General features: G+C 68.0%; 11 protein-coding genes. 8 read left to right on the top strand and 3 right to left on the bottom strand.

The window, feature by feature from the left end; all coding sequences use genetic code 11:
- The first annotated feature begins 82 nt into the window (after window positions 1-82).
- From AB0F51_RS00140 to pulA, 5 genes are all read left to right on the top strand, one after another.
- The gene (locus tag AB0F51_RS00140; RefSeq protein ID WP_360271631.1) at window positions 83-1,210 is read left to right on the top strand and encodes an aminotransferase class V-fold PLP-dependent enzyme; all 1,128 of its coding nucleotides are present in this window, start codon (window positions 83-85) and stop codon (window positions 1,208-1,210) included.
- Complete coding sequence (locus tag AB0F51_RS00135) at window positions 1,207-1,416, top strand: sulfurtransferase TusA family protein (protein ID WP_360271628.1); 210 nt, start codon at window positions 1,207-1,209, stop codon at window positions 1,414-1,416. The genes AB0F51_RS00140 and AB0F51_RS00135 overlap by 4 nt, the downstream gene beginning before the upstream one ends.
- A gap of 41 nt (window positions 1,417-1,457) precedes the next feature.
- The gene (locus AB0F51_RS00130; protein ID WP_360271625.1) at window positions 1,458-2,024 is read left to right on the top strand and encodes a GNAT family protein; all 567 of its coding nucleotides are present in this window, start codon (window positions 1,458-1,460) and stop codon (window positions 2,022-2,024) included.
- The gene (locus AB0F51_RS00125) at window positions 2,021-2,749 is read left to right on the top strand and encodes a Sir2 family NAD-dependent protein deacetylase (protein ID WP_360271622.1); all 729 of its coding nucleotides are present in this window, start codon (window positions 2,021-2,023) and stop codon (window positions 2,747-2,749) included. Before AB0F51_RS00130 ends, AB0F51_RS00125 begins: the two co-directional genes overlap by 4 nt.
- An 82-nt stretch (window positions 2,750-2,831) precedes the next feature.
- Entirely contained in the window at window positions 2,832-8,528 is a 5,697-nt protein-coding gene (gene pulA / locus AB0F51_RS00120; protein WP_360271619.1) for a pullulanase-type alpha-1,6-glucosidase, read from the top strand.
- A 39-nt stretch (window positions 8,529-8,567) separates the two neighbouring features.
- Here pulA and AB0F51_RS00115 read toward each other — a convergent pair whose 3' ends face one another.
- Complete coding sequence (locus AB0F51_RS00115) at window positions 8,568-9,464, bottom strand: diacylglycerol kinase family protein (protein WP_360271616.1); 897 nt, start codon at window positions 9,462-9,464, stop codon at window positions 8,568-8,570.
- A gap of 37 nt (window positions 9,465-9,501) precedes the next feature.
- Here AB0F51_RS00115 and AB0F51_RS00110 point away from each other — a divergent pair, with 37 nt between their 5' ends.
- The 3 genes from AB0F51_RS00110 to AB0F51_RS00100 all read left to right on the top strand — a co-directional run bounded on the left by AB0F51_RS00110 (window position 9,502) and on the right by AB0F51_RS00100 (window position 13,230).
- Window positions 9,502-10,893, top strand: a complete 1,392-nt coding sequence (locus AB0F51_RS00110; protein WP_360271613.1) for a serine hydrolase — start codon at window positions 9,502-9,504, stop codon at window positions 10,891-10,893.
- A gap of 80 nt (window positions 10,894-10,973) precedes the next feature.
- On the top strand, window positions 10,974-11,912 hold the full coding sequence (locus tag AB0F51_RS00105) for an NAD(P)-dependent oxidoreductase (RefSeq protein WP_360271610.1): 939 nt from the start codon (window positions 10,974-10,976) through the stop codon (window positions 11,910-11,912).
- 136 nt (window positions 11,913-12,048) lie between these two features.
- The gene (locus AB0F51_RS00100) at window positions 12,049-13,230 is read left to right on the top strand and encodes a M20 family metallopeptidase (RefSeq protein ID WP_360271607.1); all 1,182 of its coding nucleotides are present in this window, start codon (window positions 12,049-12,051) and stop codon (window positions 13,228-13,230) included.
- A gap of 7 nt (window positions 13,231-13,237) precedes the next feature.
- Here AB0F51_RS00100 and AB0F51_RS00095 read toward each other — a convergent pair whose 3' ends face one another.
- Both AB0F51_RS00095 and AB0F51_RS00090 read right to left on the bottom strand, forming a co-directional pair.
- Complete coding sequence (locus tag AB0F51_RS00095; protein WP_360271604.1) at window positions 13,238-13,723, bottom strand: VOC family protein; 486 nt, start codon at window positions 13,721-13,723, stop codon at window positions 13,238-13,240.
- A 67-nt stretch (window positions 13,724-13,790) separates the two neighbouring features.
- Window positions 13,791-16,763, bottom strand: a complete 2,973-nt coding sequence (locus AB0F51_RS00090; protein ID WP_360271601.1) for an FAD-binding and (Fe-S)-binding domain-containing protein — start codon at window positions 16,761-16,763, stop codon at window positions 13,791-13,793.
- Between the last annotated feature and the right edge of the window lie 104 nt (window positions 16,764-16,867).

The raw sequence follows: 16,867 nt of genomic DNA, 5'->3' as shown, positions 1-16,867 counted from the left end.
CCTTCCCAGGTGAGACTGACGACAGAACACTACTGGACACCTTCCGACGTTCCGCGCATAGGTAGGGCTTAGCGTTTCCCGTGTGACCAGCCGTGCGTACCTCGATGCCGCGACAGCCGAACCGCTGCATCCTGCTGCGCGGGAGGTCTTGCTGTCCGCGCTGGATTCCGGCTGGGCCGATCCGGCCCGGCTGCACCACGAGGGCCGGACCGCCCGGCTGCTGCTCGACAACGCCAGAGCGGTCCTTGCCGAGAGCATCGGAGTACGGCCTGACGAGGTGTTCCTGACCACCTCCGGGACGGCCGCGATCCACTCCGGACTACTCGCTGTGACAGCAGCCCGTCGCCGCGTGGGCGACCGGGTCGTGCACTCGGCGGTCGAGCACTCCGCAGTACTCCATGCGGCCGCAGCAGCCGGTACTGCGAACGAAGTCGCCGTCGACGCCCTCGGAAGGGTCGACGTGGAGGCCTTCGCCGCCCAGCTCGAGCAGCCAGGTGTAGCCGTGGCCGCGCTCCAGTCGGCCAATCACGAGGTGGCCACCCGGCAACCGATCGCCGAGGTTGCCGAGCTCTGCCAAACCCACCAGGTGCCGCTTCTCGTCGATGCGGCCGCCTCCATCGCGCACGACGTAGTACCGGCTGGTTGGTCGGTGCTGACCGCGAGTGCTCACAAGTGGGGAGGGCCCGCGGGGGTCGGGGTGGTCGCAGTACGGAAGGGGACCCGGTTGGCGCCGGCGTGGCCTGTGGATGAGCGAGAGGACGGCCTCTCCCCCGGTCACCCGAACGTCCCCGCCGCCTTGGCCGCCGCGGCTGCTCTACAGGCTCGCCTCACTGAGGCTGACGAGCTCAACAAGCAGCACTGGGCGTGGATCGACGAGTTGCGTCACCGGGTCGCGGCCGACATCCCCGACGTCGAGGTGGTCGGCGATCCGGACGACCGGCTGCCGCACGTCCTCACCTTCTCTTGCCTGTACGTCGACGGCGAGGCGCTCGTCACAGCCCTGGACGCCGAGGGCTTCTCCGTGTCGAGCGGCTCAGCCTGTACTGCGAGCACGCTGCGCCCGTCGCACGTCCTCGCGGCGATGGGCGTACTCACTCACGGCAACGTCCGCATCTCCCTCGGCCGCACGAGCACCCACGAAGAGGTCGACCGCTTCGCCATCGTGCTGCCCGGCATCGTCCGGCGGATTCGCGCGGAGGTGGGCATGTGACGACACTCGACTGCCGCGGCATGCTCTGCCCACTCCCTGTGATCAAACTCGCGCAGGCGTTCCCCGACCTCGCCATCGGCGACACCATCACCGTCCTGGCTGACGACCCGGCCGCCGCCACCGACATTCCCGCCTGGTGCCGCATGCGCGCCCAGGAACTCGTCTCGGCCGACGACAACCAGTACGTCGTACGCCGCCTCAGCTAAATCGGTGGCCGCCCGACCTGCCAGCGGCGAGACTTCACAGCGTGACCGACTTTGCGTACAAGCCGACGTTGACCGGTGAGCTGGTCGAGCTGCGGCCGGTGACCGAGGACGACTATCCCGCTCTGCAGGAGGCGATGGACGATCCGGAGGTGGTGAAGCTCACTGCGAGTCGCGGAGAGATTGGCGAAGAGGCGGCGCGCACGTGGTACCGGACGCGGGGTGAGCAGACCGATCGGCTGGACCTGGTGATCGTCGACCGGACCTCCGGTGAGGTGGTCGGCGAGGCGGTGCTCAACGACTGGAGCCCGGAGGACGAGAGCTGCAACTTCCGGATCTTCATCGGTCCGAAGGGCAGGGGCCGCGGGCTCGGTACCGAGGCCACCCGGTTGATCGTCGGCTATGGGATCGAGGAACTCGGGCTGTACCGCATCGACCTCGGCGTCTACTCCTTCAACCCGCGGGCCCAGCGCGCGTACGAGAAGGCCGGCTTCGTCGTCGAGGGCGTCAAGCGGCAGGCGCTGAAGTGGGACGGCGAGCGGTACGACGAGATCGTGATGGCCGTGCTCGCCCCGGAGTGGAAGGCCGCTGCGCTACGTTCGGAGGCGTGACCGAGCTTGTCGCCAAGGCCCAGCGGATCGCCGTCCTGACCGGTGCCGGGATCTCCACCGCCTCCGGGATCCCGGATTTCCGCGGCCCGCAGGGCCTGTGGACGAAGAACCCGGCGGCGCAGGCGATGTTCGACATCGACGAGTACGTCGCGTCGGCGGCGGTCCGGGCCGAAGCCTGGAAGTTCCGCCGGGCTGCGGCCGCGTGGGACGCCGAGCCCAACGCCGGTCATCGCGCCCTGGTCGACCTCGAACGCCAGGGCCGCCTGACCGGGCTGATCACCCAGAACGTCGACGGCCTGCACCAGAAGGCGGGCTCCTCCCCCGCACTCGTCCATGAACTGCACGGCACCGTCTGGTACGTCGACTGCCTCACCTGCGCCCACCGCCTCCCGATGGCCGACGTCCTGCCTCGACTCGAGGCGGGCGACCCTGATCCGGCTTGCGAAATCTGTGGCGGCATCCTCAAGTCCGCCACCATTTCGTTCGGCCAGTCCCTGGACCAGCAGGTCCTCGACGACGCGGCCGAGGCCACCCGCCAGGCCGACCTCTTCCTGGCGATCGGCACCTCGCTCCAGGTCTACCCGGCCGCCGGCCTCTGCGACCTCGCGCTGTCGCATGGCGTCCCGCTGGTCATCCTGAACGCCGAGCCCACCCCGTACGACGAAGAGGCCACTGCCGTCATCAGCACCCCGATCGAGGAAAGCCTCCCCGGTCTCGTCACCTGACCGCGACCTTTGAGGCCTTCCGTCGGTGGGAGGGCCGGGCTAGCGTCCCCGGCAGGTTGCAGTGTTGTGGGAGGGGACGTTGATGCGTGGTTTCAGGCGATGGACGGCGGGTTTCACCGCACTGGCGGTAGTCGCGCTGGGGTTGGGAACAACGACAGCGGCGCAGGCCGCACAGCAGGCGGATCGGGTGATCACGGTCGCCGGTTCGCTGCAGAGCGAGCTGGGGTGTCCGGGCGACTGGGATCCGGCCTGTCCCGCGACCAGGCTCGGGACGGCCGCGCCGTACACGAAGGTGTTCGACGTACCGGCGGGCAGTTACGAGTACAAGGTGACCGTGAACGGCGCCTGGGACGAGAACTACGGGGCCGGGGGCGTTCTCAACGGCGCCAACATCCCGCTCCGGCTCGAGGGCCCGGCGAAGGTCCAGTTCAGTTACGACGACACCACCCACGTGGTTTCGGTCAAGCCGGTCGACGTGGCCGGACCGGCGGTGACCGCGGCGGACAGGGCTCTCGCCTCGCCGAGCCTCCGCCAGGACCTCACCAAGGAACGCTTCTACTTCCTGATGGCCGACCGGTTCGCGAACGGCAACAAGGCCAACGACGCCGGCGGTCTCACCGGCGACCGGCTGACGACCGGGCTCGACCCCGCTGACAAGGGCTTCTACCACGGTGGCGACCTGGCCGGCGTGATGCAGAAACTCGACTACATCAAGTCCCTCGGTACGACGTCCATCTGGCTGACCCCGTCGTTCAAGAACCGCCCGGTCCAGGGCGAGGGCGCGAACGTGAGCGCCGGGTACCACGGCTACTGGATCACCGACTTCACCCAGATCGACCCACACCTGGGCACCAACGCGGACATGCAGCAGCTGATCAAGCTGGCGCACGGGAAGGGGATGAAGGTCTTCTTCGACATCATCACCAACCACACCGCGGACGTGATCGCCTACCAGTCCGGCCAGTACGGCTACATCCCGAAGTCGACCAGCCCCTACAAGGACGCCCAGGGCAACGTCTTCGACGACAAGCAGTACGCCGCCGGCGACACCTTCCCACCACTGGACCGCAACACCTCGTTCCCGAACGTGCCGGTCTTCAAGACGCCGGCCGACGAGACGGTCAAGCAGCCGGCCTGGCTGAACGACCCCACGCTCTACCACAACCGGGGTGACTCGACCTTCGCCGGTGAATCCGCGGAGTACGGCGACTTCGTCGGGCTGGACGACCTGTTCACCGAGCAGCCGAAGGTCCGCGACGGGATGATCGACGTCTACAAGACCTGGGCCGAGATGGGCATCGACGGGTTCCGGATCGACACCGTCAAGCACGTCAACCTGGAGTTCTGGCAGAAGTTCTCGCCGAAGATCCTCGAGGCCGCCAAGGCGAAGGGGACGCAGAACTTCTTCATGTTCGGCGAGGTCTTCGACGCCGACCCGAAGTTCATGTCCACCTACACCACCTCCGGCGCGCTGCAGGCGACCCTCGACTTCGGGTTCCAGCAGAACGCGGTCGCCTTCGCGAAGGGCGACCCGAGCACCAAGCTGCGCGACCTCTACGCCAACGACGACTACTACACCGACGCCGACTCGAACGCGTACCAACTGCCGACCTTCCTCGGCAACCACGACATGGGCCGCGTCGGCACCTTCCTGAAGCAGTCCGGCGCCAACGGCACCGAACTGCTCGCCCGGGACAAGCTGGCCCACTCGCTGATGTTCCTGACGCGCGGCCAGCCGGTGATCTACTACGGCGACGAGCAGGGCTTCACCGGTCCGGGCGGCGACAAGGACGCCCGGCAGGACATGTTCGCCACCAAGACCGCCGAGTACACCGACGACGAGGTTGTCGACGGCACCGGTACGACGACCATCGGCAGCAAGGACCGCTTCGACGTCAACGCGCCGATGTACCAGCACATTGCCGCGCTGCAGAAGCTCCGGGCGCAGTACCCGACGCTTGCCGACGGCACCCAGGTGCACCGGTATTCCTCCAACACCGGCGGGCTCTACGCTTTCAGCCGGTATGGGAAGGACAACACGGAGTACCTGGTGGTCGCCAACAACGCGACGACCGCCAAGTCGGCCACTATTCCGACCTACATGAAGTACGGCCTGTTCAAGCCGATCTACGGTGGCAGTGGTCTGCTGAAGGCCGACCGTGAAGGCCGTGTGGCCGTGACTGCGGCACCGCTGTCCGTCTCGGTCTACAAGGCGATCAGCCAGCTGCCGAGCCGCCGCAGCGCTCCCCCGGTCTACATGAGCTCGCCGGAGCCGGGCGCAACCGTCGGCGGCCGCGCCGAGATCGCCGCAGCGGTCCCGGAGAACACCCCAGTCACCGTCACCTTCGGCTACCGCCCAGTCGGTACTACGAGTTGGCAGCGGCTCGGGTCCGACGACAACGCGCCGTACCGGGTGTTCCAGGACGTCAGCAAGTTGCCGAAGGGCACGCTGCTCGAGTACCGCTCGGTGCTGAAGGATGCGTCGGGCAACTACTCGGTGTCGGGCTCGTACGGGATCGTTGGGGACGCCCCGGCGCCTGGTGGCGGCGGAGGCGGTCCAACCGGCCCGGTCGTACAGCCGGCGAACGTGTCGGTGCCGGGCGACCACAACAGCGAGATGGGCTGTCCGGCGGACTGGTCACCGGATTGCGACCAGGCGCAGCTGGCGCTGGACCCGAAGGACAAGGTGTGGAAGGGCACGTACACGATCCCGGCCGGTGAGCACGCCTACAAGGCAGCGCTCAACAAGAACTGGGACGTGAACTACGGCGCCGGCGGTGCGCAGAACGGCACCAACATCTCCTACACCGCACCCGCGGGCCCGGTCAGCTTCTACTACGAGCACGGCCGGCACTTCGTCACCTCCACCGCGGAGGGACCGATCATCACGGTGCCCGGGTCGTTCCAGTCCGAGTTGGGCTGTCCGGGAGACTGGGATCCGTCCTGCATGCGGCCGTGGCTGACCGACGAGAACGGCGACGGGACCTACACCTGGTCGACCACCGAGCTGGGAGCGGGGAGCTATGAGGCGAAGGTCGCGCACAACCTGTCCTGGGACGAGAGCTACCCGGCGAACAACGTGCCGATCACCGTTCCGGGTGACGGGCTCGTCGTCACGTTCTCGTACGTCCTCGCGACCCACACCCTCACCGTGACGACCTCCAAGCCCGGTGCCCAGCCGGATCTCAAGCAGGCCAAGGCGTACTGGCTCGGCGAGGATCTGCTCGCAGTACCGGCGGTCGCGCACCCTGAGCGCTCTCGCTGGCGACTGCACTGGTCGCCGACCGGATCGCTCGCGATCGATGCCGATGACATCGGAGGCAGCTCGGCCGGGCTGCGCGTCGACCCTGCCGGCATTCCCCCGGCTGTGCTCGCCAAGTTCCCAGCGCTGGCCGGTTACGTTGCGCTGAGACTGGATCATGGTGATGCCCGAAAGATCCTGACCGGGCAGCTCGGGCTTGCGCAGTACGACGATGCGGGGCGGTTGCTCGACGCAACGGGTGTGCAGATTCCCGGCGTACTGGACGACCTGTACGCCGGTGCCGCGACCGCACGTTCGTACGGCGTGACGTGGCGCGCCGGGACTCCCCGGTTCACGGTGTGGGCGCCGACCGCGCAGAACGTGACGCTGCTGATCGGCTCGCAGCGGGTCGCGATGCAGCGCAACGCGGACGGGTCGTGGTCGGCGGACGGCCGGCGAAGCTGGGAGAACGCGCTCTACCGGTTCGAGGTGAAGGTGTTCGCGCCGAGCACCGGCAAGGTCGAGACCAACGTCGTCACCGATCCGTACTCGCTTGCCCTCAGCACCGATTCGGCGTACTCGGTGGCGGTGAATCTCGACTCCCCAGCCGGTAAGCCTGCGCTCTGGTCCGCCAGCCCGTCGCCGAAGCTCGCCCGTGCGGTCGACTCGACGATCTACGAGCTGCATGTGCGGGACTTCTCGATCAACGACTCGACGGTCCCGGCCGGTCATCGCGGGAGCTACCTGGCTTTCGCGGACGAAGGCAACGGTACGAAGCATCTGCGGAAGTTGGCGCAGGCGGGCCTGAACACAGTGCATCTGCTGCCGACGTTCGACATTGCGTCGATCCCGGAGACGGGTCAGCAGCAGCCGGCGTGTGATCTCAAGTCCTTCCCGCCGGACTCGGAGCAGCAGCAGGCTTGCGTTTCCGCCGTGGCTGCCAAGGACGGTTTCAACTGGGGTTACGACCCGTACCACTGGCTCGCGCCCGAAGGCTCGTACGCGACGGCGAAGGACGGCCTGGCCCGGGTCGCCGAGTTCCGCACGATGGTCGGCGGGCTGCACAAATCCGGGCTGCGCGTCGTTCTCGACCAGGTCTACAACCACACGCCGGCCGCTGGTCAGGCGCCGACCTCGGTGCTCGACAAGATCGTGCCCGGCTACTACCAGCGGCTGAACAAGACCGGTGGAGTCGAGACCTCGACCTGTTGCAGCAACATCGCCACCGAGCACGCGATGGCCGAGAAGATCATGGTCGACAGCACTGTCTCGTGGGCCCGCAACTACCACGTCGACGGCTTCCGCTTCGACCTCATGGGCCACCACAGCAAGGCGAACATGCTCAAGGTGCGGGCGGCGCTCGACAAGCTGACCCTCGTCAAGGACGGCGTCGACGGCAAGAGCGTCTACGTGTACGGCGAAGGCTGGAACTTCGGCGAGGTCGCCAACAACGCCCTCTTCGTCCAGGCCACCCAGGGCAACCTCGGTGGCACCGGCATCGGCACCTTCTCCGACCGGATGCGCGACGCGGTCCGTGGTGGCGGGCCCTTCGACGACGACCCGCGCAAGCAGGGCTTCGGCTCCGGTGCCGCGAGTGACCCGAACGGTGCCCCGGTCAACGGTTCGCCGGCCGACCAGGCCAAGCGCCTCGGCCACGACACCGACCTGGTCCAGCTCGGGCTGGCGGGCAACCTCCGGTCGTTCACCTTCCGCTCCGCGGACGGCGGCGCCGTCGTACGGGGTGATGGGGTGGACTACAACGGTTCACCGGCCGGGTACGCCGATCAGCCGGTCGAGGTGGTCAGCTACGTCGATGCCCACGACAACGAAACCCTGTGGGACTCGCTCACCTACAAGCTGCCCGCGACGCTGCCGATGGCCGACCGGGTCCGGATGAACACGTTGTCGTTGACGACGACCGCACTGGCGCAGACGCCGGCGTTCTGGCACGCGGGGTCGGACCTGCTGCGCAGCAAGTCGCTGGATCGCAACTCCTACGACTCGGGCGACTGGTTCAACACGCTCGACTGGACGGGCGCCGACAACGGCTTCGGCCACGGCCTGCCACCCAAGACCGACAACGAGGCCAAGTGGCCGTTCATGAAGCCGCTGCTGGCCAACCCGGCGCTCAAGCCGTCGGCAGCCGATGTGGCGACCGCGAGCGCAGCGGCCACCGATCTGCTCAAGCTCCGGTTCTCCACTCCGCTCTTCCGGCTGGGCTCGGCGGACCTGATCAACCAGAAGCTGTCCTACCCGCTCAGCGGCACCGCAGCAGCCAAGCCAGGCGTCGTCGTACTGCGGATCGACGACACCGTCGGCCCGGACGTCGATCCCGCGCTGAAGGGCGTTGTCGTCGTCTTCAACAGCACCGGATCAGCCGTCACCCAGCAGGTGCCCGGCCTGTCGGGTGCCAACCTGGCCCTCTCCCCAATCCAGGCTGCAGGGTCCGACCCAGTCGTCAAACAGACCACTTGGACGGCGGGCACCGGGACGGTCACGGTGCCGGCGCGCACAGTCGCAGTACTGGTTCAGCACTGACCCGGCGAGCCGCTCGTGCAGGTTGCGGGCGGCTCGCCGTCAGGGCACCCGGACCAGGAGCGCTCCGGGGTCTACCGAGGCGGTCAGGGCATGGCCGTCGGTGATCTCGTCGCCGTCCAGCTGGCGGCGGACGGTCGTGGCCGCGCGGACCTGGATCGTCTCGCCGCTGAAGCGTTCGATGTGCCGGCCTTCCTGCATCGACTTGATCAGCAGGCTCAGGGCGAGCCGGGGCCAGTGCGCGAGCCGGCGCGGTGCCAGCACGACCGCGTCGATCCGGCCGTCGTCGGGGCGGGCGTCGGGGAGCAGCGGGATGTTCGCCTGCAAGGTGCCGACGTTGCCGATCACGACGGTGCGCGCGCGGCGGCGTACCGGTGGCCGGTCGTCGACGGTGATCTCGACGCGGACGAACGGGTGGTTCAGGTTCTTCAAGGTCGAGACCACGTACGCCGCCCAGCCGATCTGCTTCTTCAGCCCGTCGCGGGCGTCGGCGATGATCGCGGCGTCGAGCCCGAGGCCGGCCATCACCACGAACCGGTCGGTCTCGAGCTGGTCACCCTCGATCTGAACGCTGTCGATCCGCTGCTCGCCACCGTCCAGCAACTCGGTCAGCGCCTGGTCCAGATCGAGCGAGATGCCGAGGTTGCGGGCCAGCAGGTTGCCGGTGCCGGCCGGGAGGACCGCGACCGGGATGCCGCTGCGGGCCAGCTCGGCGCAGACGACCCGCACGGTCCCGTCACCGCCGGCCACCACGACCAGGTCGACGGTCTCGTCGATCGCCCGCTTGGCCATCGCCGAGCCGGCGTCGTCCACGGTCGTCTCCAGCCAGAGCGGCTCCTCGAAGCCGCGCTCGGTGAGGGCCGAGACCACCTTGCTGCGAAACTCGTCGGGATCGGGAACCTTGATCGGGTTCAGGATCACGGCGGCGCGTGAGATCACGTGTTTCTTGTCCGTTCCAGGGGATAGTTTGCTCAGGGTGAGCAGCCTCCCAAGGAGTACCCCAGAACAGCAAGGCCTATCCACCGACGCGCTGGACGCCTTCGTCGCCGCCCTCGACGCGTCCGAGCAAGAGATTCACACGGTGATGCTGCAGCGGCACGGTCACGTGGTGCTGGCCGAGGAGTGGTCGCCGTACCGGCTCCAGGACCGGCACCTGCTGTTCTCGGTGTCGAAGAGCTTCACCTCGATGGGGATCGGTCTGCTCATCGGCGAAGGCAGGCTGTCTCTCGATGACAAGGTCGTCTCGTTCTTCGGCGAGGAGGACCTGCCGGACAAGGTCAGCGACAACCTGGCCGCGATGGCGGTCCGGCACCTGCTCACGATGACAACCGGGCACGCGGAGGACACCGTCGTCAGACTCGGTGGCCGGGCGGTCCGCGGCTTCCTCAGCCTCGAGGTGGAGCACGAGCCGGGGACCGTCTTCGTGTACAACTCCGGCGCGACGTTCATGCTGTCGGCGATCCTGCAGAGGATCACCGGCCGGACGCTGCTCGACTACCTACGACCGCGGCTGTTCGGGCCGCTCGGCGCCCACGAGGCGATCTGGGAGCAGTCGCAGGAAGGCATCAGCTTCGGCGGCTGGGGGCTGAGCCTCAACACCGAGTCGCTGGCAAAGTTCAGCCAGTTCCTGCTGCAGCGCGGTGAGTGGGATGGCAAGCAGCTTGTACCGGCCGCCTGGATCGACGAGGCGACGAAGAAGCAGGTCCCGAACGACACCGAGACCAACCCGGACTGGAAACAGGGCTACGGCTTCCAGTTCTGGCGCGCGCGGCACAACGCGTACCGAGGCGACGGCGCCTTCGGGCAGTTCTGCCTGGTCTTCCCCGACCACGACGCCACTCTCGTCATCACGAGCGCTTCGCCGGACATGCAAGCCGTCATGGACATCGTCTGGACACACCTGCTGCCTGCCCTGCAAGGCGAATCAGGCGACGGTACTCCGCGCCCGCCGAAGCTGGAGCTGCTGCCGCCGACCGGGCCCGCCTTCAGCGGCGACGGGCGGACGTACGAGTTCGAACCGAGCGCCACGGGGATCAAGTCCATCCGGCTGGACCCCGATGGCACGGGCACCGTCACGCTCGAGGCCGGGCCCCTGACGGAGTACGCGGAGGCTCCCGACGGCACCACGCAGGAGCTCGTCTTCGCACCTGGCGACTGGCGCGAGTCCGTCGACGAGCTGCGCGATCCGGCGCAGCGCGTGGTGACCAGCGCGTACGCCGACGGCGACACCTTCGTCGCCACCCTGCGCCACCTGGAGACGCCGCACGTCGTTACCCTGCGCTGCCGTCCCGACGGAGACGCTCTCCAGGTCGACCTGAGGTTCAACGTCTCCTTCGGCCCGCTGGAGACCACGCTGCGCTCACGCTGAGAATGTGACACGCGTCATAGTCACGAACCTGCCTGTCCCCCGTGTCCATGGGTCAAACAACGAGGACAACGGAGGATGACATGAAGGTCTTGGTGGCAGGAGCAACCGGTGGGCTCGGCCGTTCGCTGGTCCCCAAGCTGATCGCGGCCGGGCACGAGGTGACCGGGATGATCCGTTCCGAGTCCGGCGCGGCCGGTCTCAGGGCACAGGGTGCCGGCGTGGTGATCGCGGACGGGCTGGACGCCGCCGCGGTGAAGGCCGCGGTGGTGTCCGCGCGTCCCGAGGTGGTCATCCACCAGATGACCGCGCTGAAGGGCGGCATCAACTTCAAGAAGTTCGACCAGAGTTTCGCGCTGACCAACCGGCTGCGCACCGAGGGCACCGACAACCTGCTGGCCGCCTCGCACGCGGCCGGCGTCCGCCGGATCGTCGTCGCGAGCTACGCCGGCTGGAACCTGCAGCGCGGTGGCTCGACGACCAAGACCGAGGCCGACCCGCTCGACCCGAACCCGGCCCCCGGCACCCGGCAGTCGATGGACGCCCTGCGCCGCTTGGAGGCCACGGTCACCGGCGACAAGGAGATCGAAGGCGTCGTACTGCGGTACGCGAGCTTCTACGGCCCGGGCGGAACCATCGGCAAGGGCGGCGAGACCATCGAGCTGATCCAGAAGGGCAAGCTGCCGCTGGTCGGCGACGGGTCCGGCATCTGGTCGTTCATCCACTACGACGACGCGGCCGACGCGACCGTGCGCGCGGTCACGACCGGCGCTCCCGGCATCTACCAGATCGCCGACGACGACCCGGCGGCCGCGGCGGTCTGGGTGCCCGAGCTGGCCCGCATCCTGGGCGCGAAGGCGCCGCGCAAGATCCCGGCCTGGCTGGCGAAACTGGCCATCGGCCAGGTGGGGGTCGACTTCTTCACCAAGATCCGCGGCGCCGACAACTCCCTGGCCAAGGACACCTTCAGCTGGCAACCCCGCTACGCCAGCTGGCGCCAGGGCTTCCGCCACGGCCTGTAGTCCGTCGGATTGTCAGCCATCGCGATCGACAGCACACTGGACCCATGACCAGCTCACCGCTACCGCAGACCTCGGAACCGGCTCTTGTTCACGAGGGCATCGCCCGGCTGCGGTGTGAGGGTGAGCTGGTGGGCTCGTGATCACTTCCGTTGAGCAGGCTGTTCTAGATCGCATCGACGAGGAGCTTCTGGTTCTGCTCACCCAACGGTTGCTGCAGGCAACCGGGCAGAATCCGCCAGGTGAGGAGGCGGCGACTGTAGCGGTGCTGACTGCTGCTGCGACGTCGCTTGAGCTGGATGTTGTTGCTTCGCGCATCGAACCCGGACGGGACAACGTCAGCATCACTCTTGCCGGTGGCAACGGTCCGGGGCTGCTCCTGCTCGGCCACACCGACGTCGTACCGGTCGGTGACGGGTGGTCGAAGGATCCCTTCGGTGGAGAGTTGGCCGATGGGCGCATCTACGGACGTGGCGCATCCGACATGAAGGGCGGCCTCGCGGCCGCCCTCGTCGCGCTCGCGGCGTTGCGCGGTACGGGGCTGAGCGGCCCCGTCGAGCTGGCCGCCCTGATGGACGAAGAGGAGACCGGCAAGGGCATCCGCTCGTACGTCGAGGCTGCGGGCCGGTCCTGGCTCGGCTGCATCACCGCCGAGCCGACGGACTTGCAGACCATCATCGGCGCCCGAGGAGACTCCTATCTCAAGGTCTCGGTGCACGGGAAGGCTTGCCACGCGGGCAACCCGGCCGACGGCGCCAACGCGATCTACGGCGCGGCTGCCGTCGTTGCAGAGATCGAGCGTCTGCACGCCGACCTGGCGACTCGGCCGCATCCGCTGCTGGGTGCGGCGACATGGAGTGTCGGGCAGATCCAAGGCGGTACAGGCGGTTCGATCGTGCCGGCCGAGTGCACGCTGGTCGCCGACCGCCGGCTGCTTCCGGGTGAGTCCCCTGCCGGCGTTCTCGACGATCTGCGGGCGCGGGTTGCGGCGCTCAGGCTGGAAGATCGTGGTCTCTCGGTCGAGCTCGAGATGCCGATGGAGATGCCTGCGTTCCTGACCGACGCCGATGCGGATCTGGTGAGGGTGACCGACGCTTCACTGGCCGACGCCGGAGGGCCGGCGCTGCCGCTGGGCGGTTGGACGGCGGCTTGCGATGGCGGCTTCATCGCGCGCGATCTCGGCGTACCGGTGGTGGTGCTCGGTCCTGGATCGGTGACCGATCAGGCCCACCGCGCCGACGAGTCGGTCGGCGTCGATGAGCTGGTGATCGCGGCGAAGGCTTACGCGCTGACGGCGTTGCGCCTGCTCGGTCGGCCCTGACGCCGGGTCACTGCTGCGGCGGGAAGAACTCCGAATCCTGCACGTACTCCATGGCCTTGGTGAACTCCGGGTCGGCGTAGCGCTCGGCCAGTTGTTCCTCGGTGACGTCCTCGATCCGGGTCATGATCCAGAAGAGGTTGCCGAACGGGTCGCGGACCCGGCCGATCAGGTCACCGAAGGCCAGGTGGGTCACCTCGGTGACCGACGTACCGCCCGCCTCGACGGCTTGCCGGTGGACGGCGCGCGCGTCCTCGACGTACAGGCGCAGGTAGGCCGGCGTCGGCGGCCAGTCCGGCCGGGCGTCGAACATCATCACCTTCGCGTCGCCGAGCTGCATCTCGGCGTGACCGATGACACCGTCCTCATCGGCGACCCGGAAGAGCTCCTCGGCTCCGAACGCGCGAGTCAGGTAGTCCATCAGCGCGTTCGTGTCCTTCGAGATGATCCAGGGCGTGATCGTCGTGTAGCCCTCGGGGATCGCCTTGACGGTCATGTCGTTCCTTCTGCGTCGTGAGCTGGTGACTCAGACGCTACGACGAGTAGCGGACAGATCTTGTCCTCTACTTTTCTTCGTGGAGGGCGGCCGCCAGGAGTTGGGCCAGGTGCAGGGGGTGGCGTTCGGTGCCGTGCGAGATCTGGGTTCGGCAACTGAAGCCGTCGGCGAGGATCGCGGTCCGCGGGTCGGTCTCGCGGACCGCGGGAAGCAGAACGCGTTCCCCGACAGCCTTGGAGACGTCGTAGTGGTCAGGCTCGAAACCGAAGTTGCCGGCCAGGCCGCAGCAGCCCGCGTCGGGCACGAGGGCCTCGATACCGGCTGCCGCCATCAGCGCCTTGTCCGCGTCGAAGCCGAGCACGGCGCGCTGGTGACAATGCGGCTGGACCAGCGCCTCTCCCCCGACTTGCGGCGGCTCCCAGCCTGCGTTGACGAGAAATTCGGCCAGCGTGTACGTCGAGGCTGCCGCCGCCATGGCGAAGGGGTTGTCCGGCAGCAGGTCCGGCGCGTCCTGACGCAGGGCTGCAGTGCAACTCGGCTCGAGCCCGACGATCGGCGTACCGGCAGCAAGCGTGGGGGCGAGTGCGGCGAGGGAACGCTCCAGAACGCGTTTGGCGACGCCGAGCTGACCGGTCGAGATCCAGGTGAGGCCGCAGCACACGGGCTTGTCCGGCAGGACGACCTCGAAACCGGCCGCCTCCAGCACCTCGACGGCGGCCTTGCCGATCTCCGGGACGAGGAAGTTCGTCAGGGTGTCCGGCCACAACAAGACCTTGCCTCGGGCTCCTTCTTTGGTAGCTCTGCCGTTGAACCATGCCTCGAAGCTCTGGTCGGCCAACCGCGGGATCTCCCGTTGCTGGGCGATTCCGCCGAGACGCTTCACCAGCTTGCGATTGGCGAAGGCATTGACGAGCTTGGGAGCCCGGGCCGCCAGCCGCGACCACAGCGGGAGCCAGCCCATGGACCAGTGCGACAACGGCCTCGCCCACGGACGCCGCGCGTAGTGGTGATGGGTGAACTCGGCCTTGTACGTCGCCATGTCGACGTTCACCGGGCAGTCCGACAGACAGCCCTTGCACGACAGACACAGATCGAGCGCGTCCCGTACTTCGGTCGACCGCCAGCCGTCGGTGACCAGATCACCCTCGAGCATCTCCCAGAGCAGATGCGCGCGGCCCCTGGTCGAGTGGAGCTCCTCCTTGGTCACCTGATAGCTCGGGCACATCACGCCACCGGAACTCTGCCGGCACTTGCCGATCCCGACACAACGCCGTTGCGCCTGGGCGAAACTGTGCTCATCGTTGCCATAGGCAAACACAGTGAGGAGCTTGCGGTCTTTGGCCGGCCCGCTGTGCCTGATCTGCTCGTCGAGCGGAGGCGGGTCGACGATCATGCCGGGGTTCATCACCCGCGTCGGGTCCCAGAGGTTCTTCACCTCACCGAACAGGCGCACGCCATCGGCGCCGTACATGCGAGTCAGCAGCTCGGAGCGCGCACGCCCGTCGCCATGCTCACCCGAGACCGATCCGCCGAGCTCCACGACCAGATCGGTGGCCTGCTCGACGAACTCGCGGTACGTCGTGAGGCCGCGCTGGCTGAGCAGGTCGAAGTCGATCCGCATGTGCATGCAACCCTCGCCGAAGTGCCCGTACGACGCACCGGACAGGCCGTGCCTTGCGAGGAGCTCGTCGAGGCCGCGGAGGTAGGCGCCCAGTCGCTCGGGCGGTACGGCGGCGTCCTCCCAACCACCCCACGCTTCAGCCCCGTCGGCCCGACGGGTCGCCAACCCGGCGGCGTCCGTGCGACAGCGCCAGAGGACCGCCTGCGCCTTGGGATCGGTGACCAGTGTTGCGGTCGCCGGCGAACCGGAGTCCAGGAGTTCTTCCAGCATCTGTTCCGCAGCTTTGGCGGCATCCTGTTGATTGCTTCCGCCCATTTCCACGAGCAACCACGCCCGCCCCGCTGGCAGGCCCGCGTGAACAGCCGCATTCCGCACCTCGGTGGGCAGCCGCTCGACGAGATCGTGGTTGATCGACTCCATCGTCAACGGCCCGTGCCGCAGCACCACCGGCACGCAATCCGCCGACGTCACCGAATCGGCAAACCCGAGCACGCACAAAACTTTTGCCTGAGGCAACTGAGTGAGCCGGACGGTCGCCTGCAGAGTCGCCGCGAACCCGCCTTCACTCCCACACAACAACCCCGCCACGTTGTACCCGTTCGCAGGCAACAACCACTGCAACCCGTACCCCGAAATCTGCCGCCCGAACAACCCGAACCGACGCTCGATCACCAATTGATTCCGGTCAACAAACCCTTGCAACCCCCGATGCAACTCCCCCTCCCGCCCCGGCCGCCCCGCGTAGTACTCCCGCCTCACGGCGGCAGCCGCAAGCACGGCAGTGTCCGCATCCCTGCCTCGCACTGCGCTGGCCGTCCCCACCGCGTCCGCCGCCGTGCCAGCGGCGGGCGCGTCTACCTTCAGTCGGGTGCCGTCGGTAAGCATGACCTCAAGCGCTAGCACGTTGTCGGCTGTGGTGCCCCAGGCAACTGAATGGGCGCCGCACGCGTTGTTGGCGATCATCCCGCCGAGAGTCGCCCGGCTGCCTGACGACGGGTCGGCGCCGAAGGTGAGTCCGTGAGGTCTCGCCGCGGCCAACAAGTCCGTCAGGACGACGCCGGGCTCGACGACCGCAGTACGGGCTGCTGGGTCGACCTCGACGATCTTGTTGACGTGCCGGGAGGCGTCGATGACGACCCCGCCGATCGCATTGCCCGCCATCGACGTCCCGCCGCCGCGCAAAGTGACCGGCGCACCAGCCGCCGCCGTCAACGCGACCGCAGCGGCCAGATCCGCCTGGTCCGCGGGCACCACCACGAGCTCCGGCACCGCCCGGTAGTTCGACCCGTCCGCCGCATAGAGCGCCCGGCTCCGCGCGTCGGCACCGACCGTGCCGCGCACCTGCGCCCGCAACTCCGCCGCCAGCCGCGCCACGTCGTACTGGACCTGCCGCTCGCCGCTCCAACCCGAGTTCGACATCGTCGCCAATCTACCCATCCCGGCTGAGATTGAGCCAGGAGGATCGATGGTCACGGAACACTTTTCGCATCGGAGCAGGCAAGTGACGAACTGCATCGAACCGC

This window comes from Kribbella sp. NPDC023855, from assembly GCF_040639475.1.
In the GTDB taxonomy this organism is placed as follows: domain Bacteria; phylum Actinomycetota; class Actinomycetes; order Propionibacteriales; family Kribbellaceae; genus Kribbella.
Note: the sequence above shows the minus strand (reverse complement) of the source record. Positions and strands in the feature narration are given on the sequence as shown.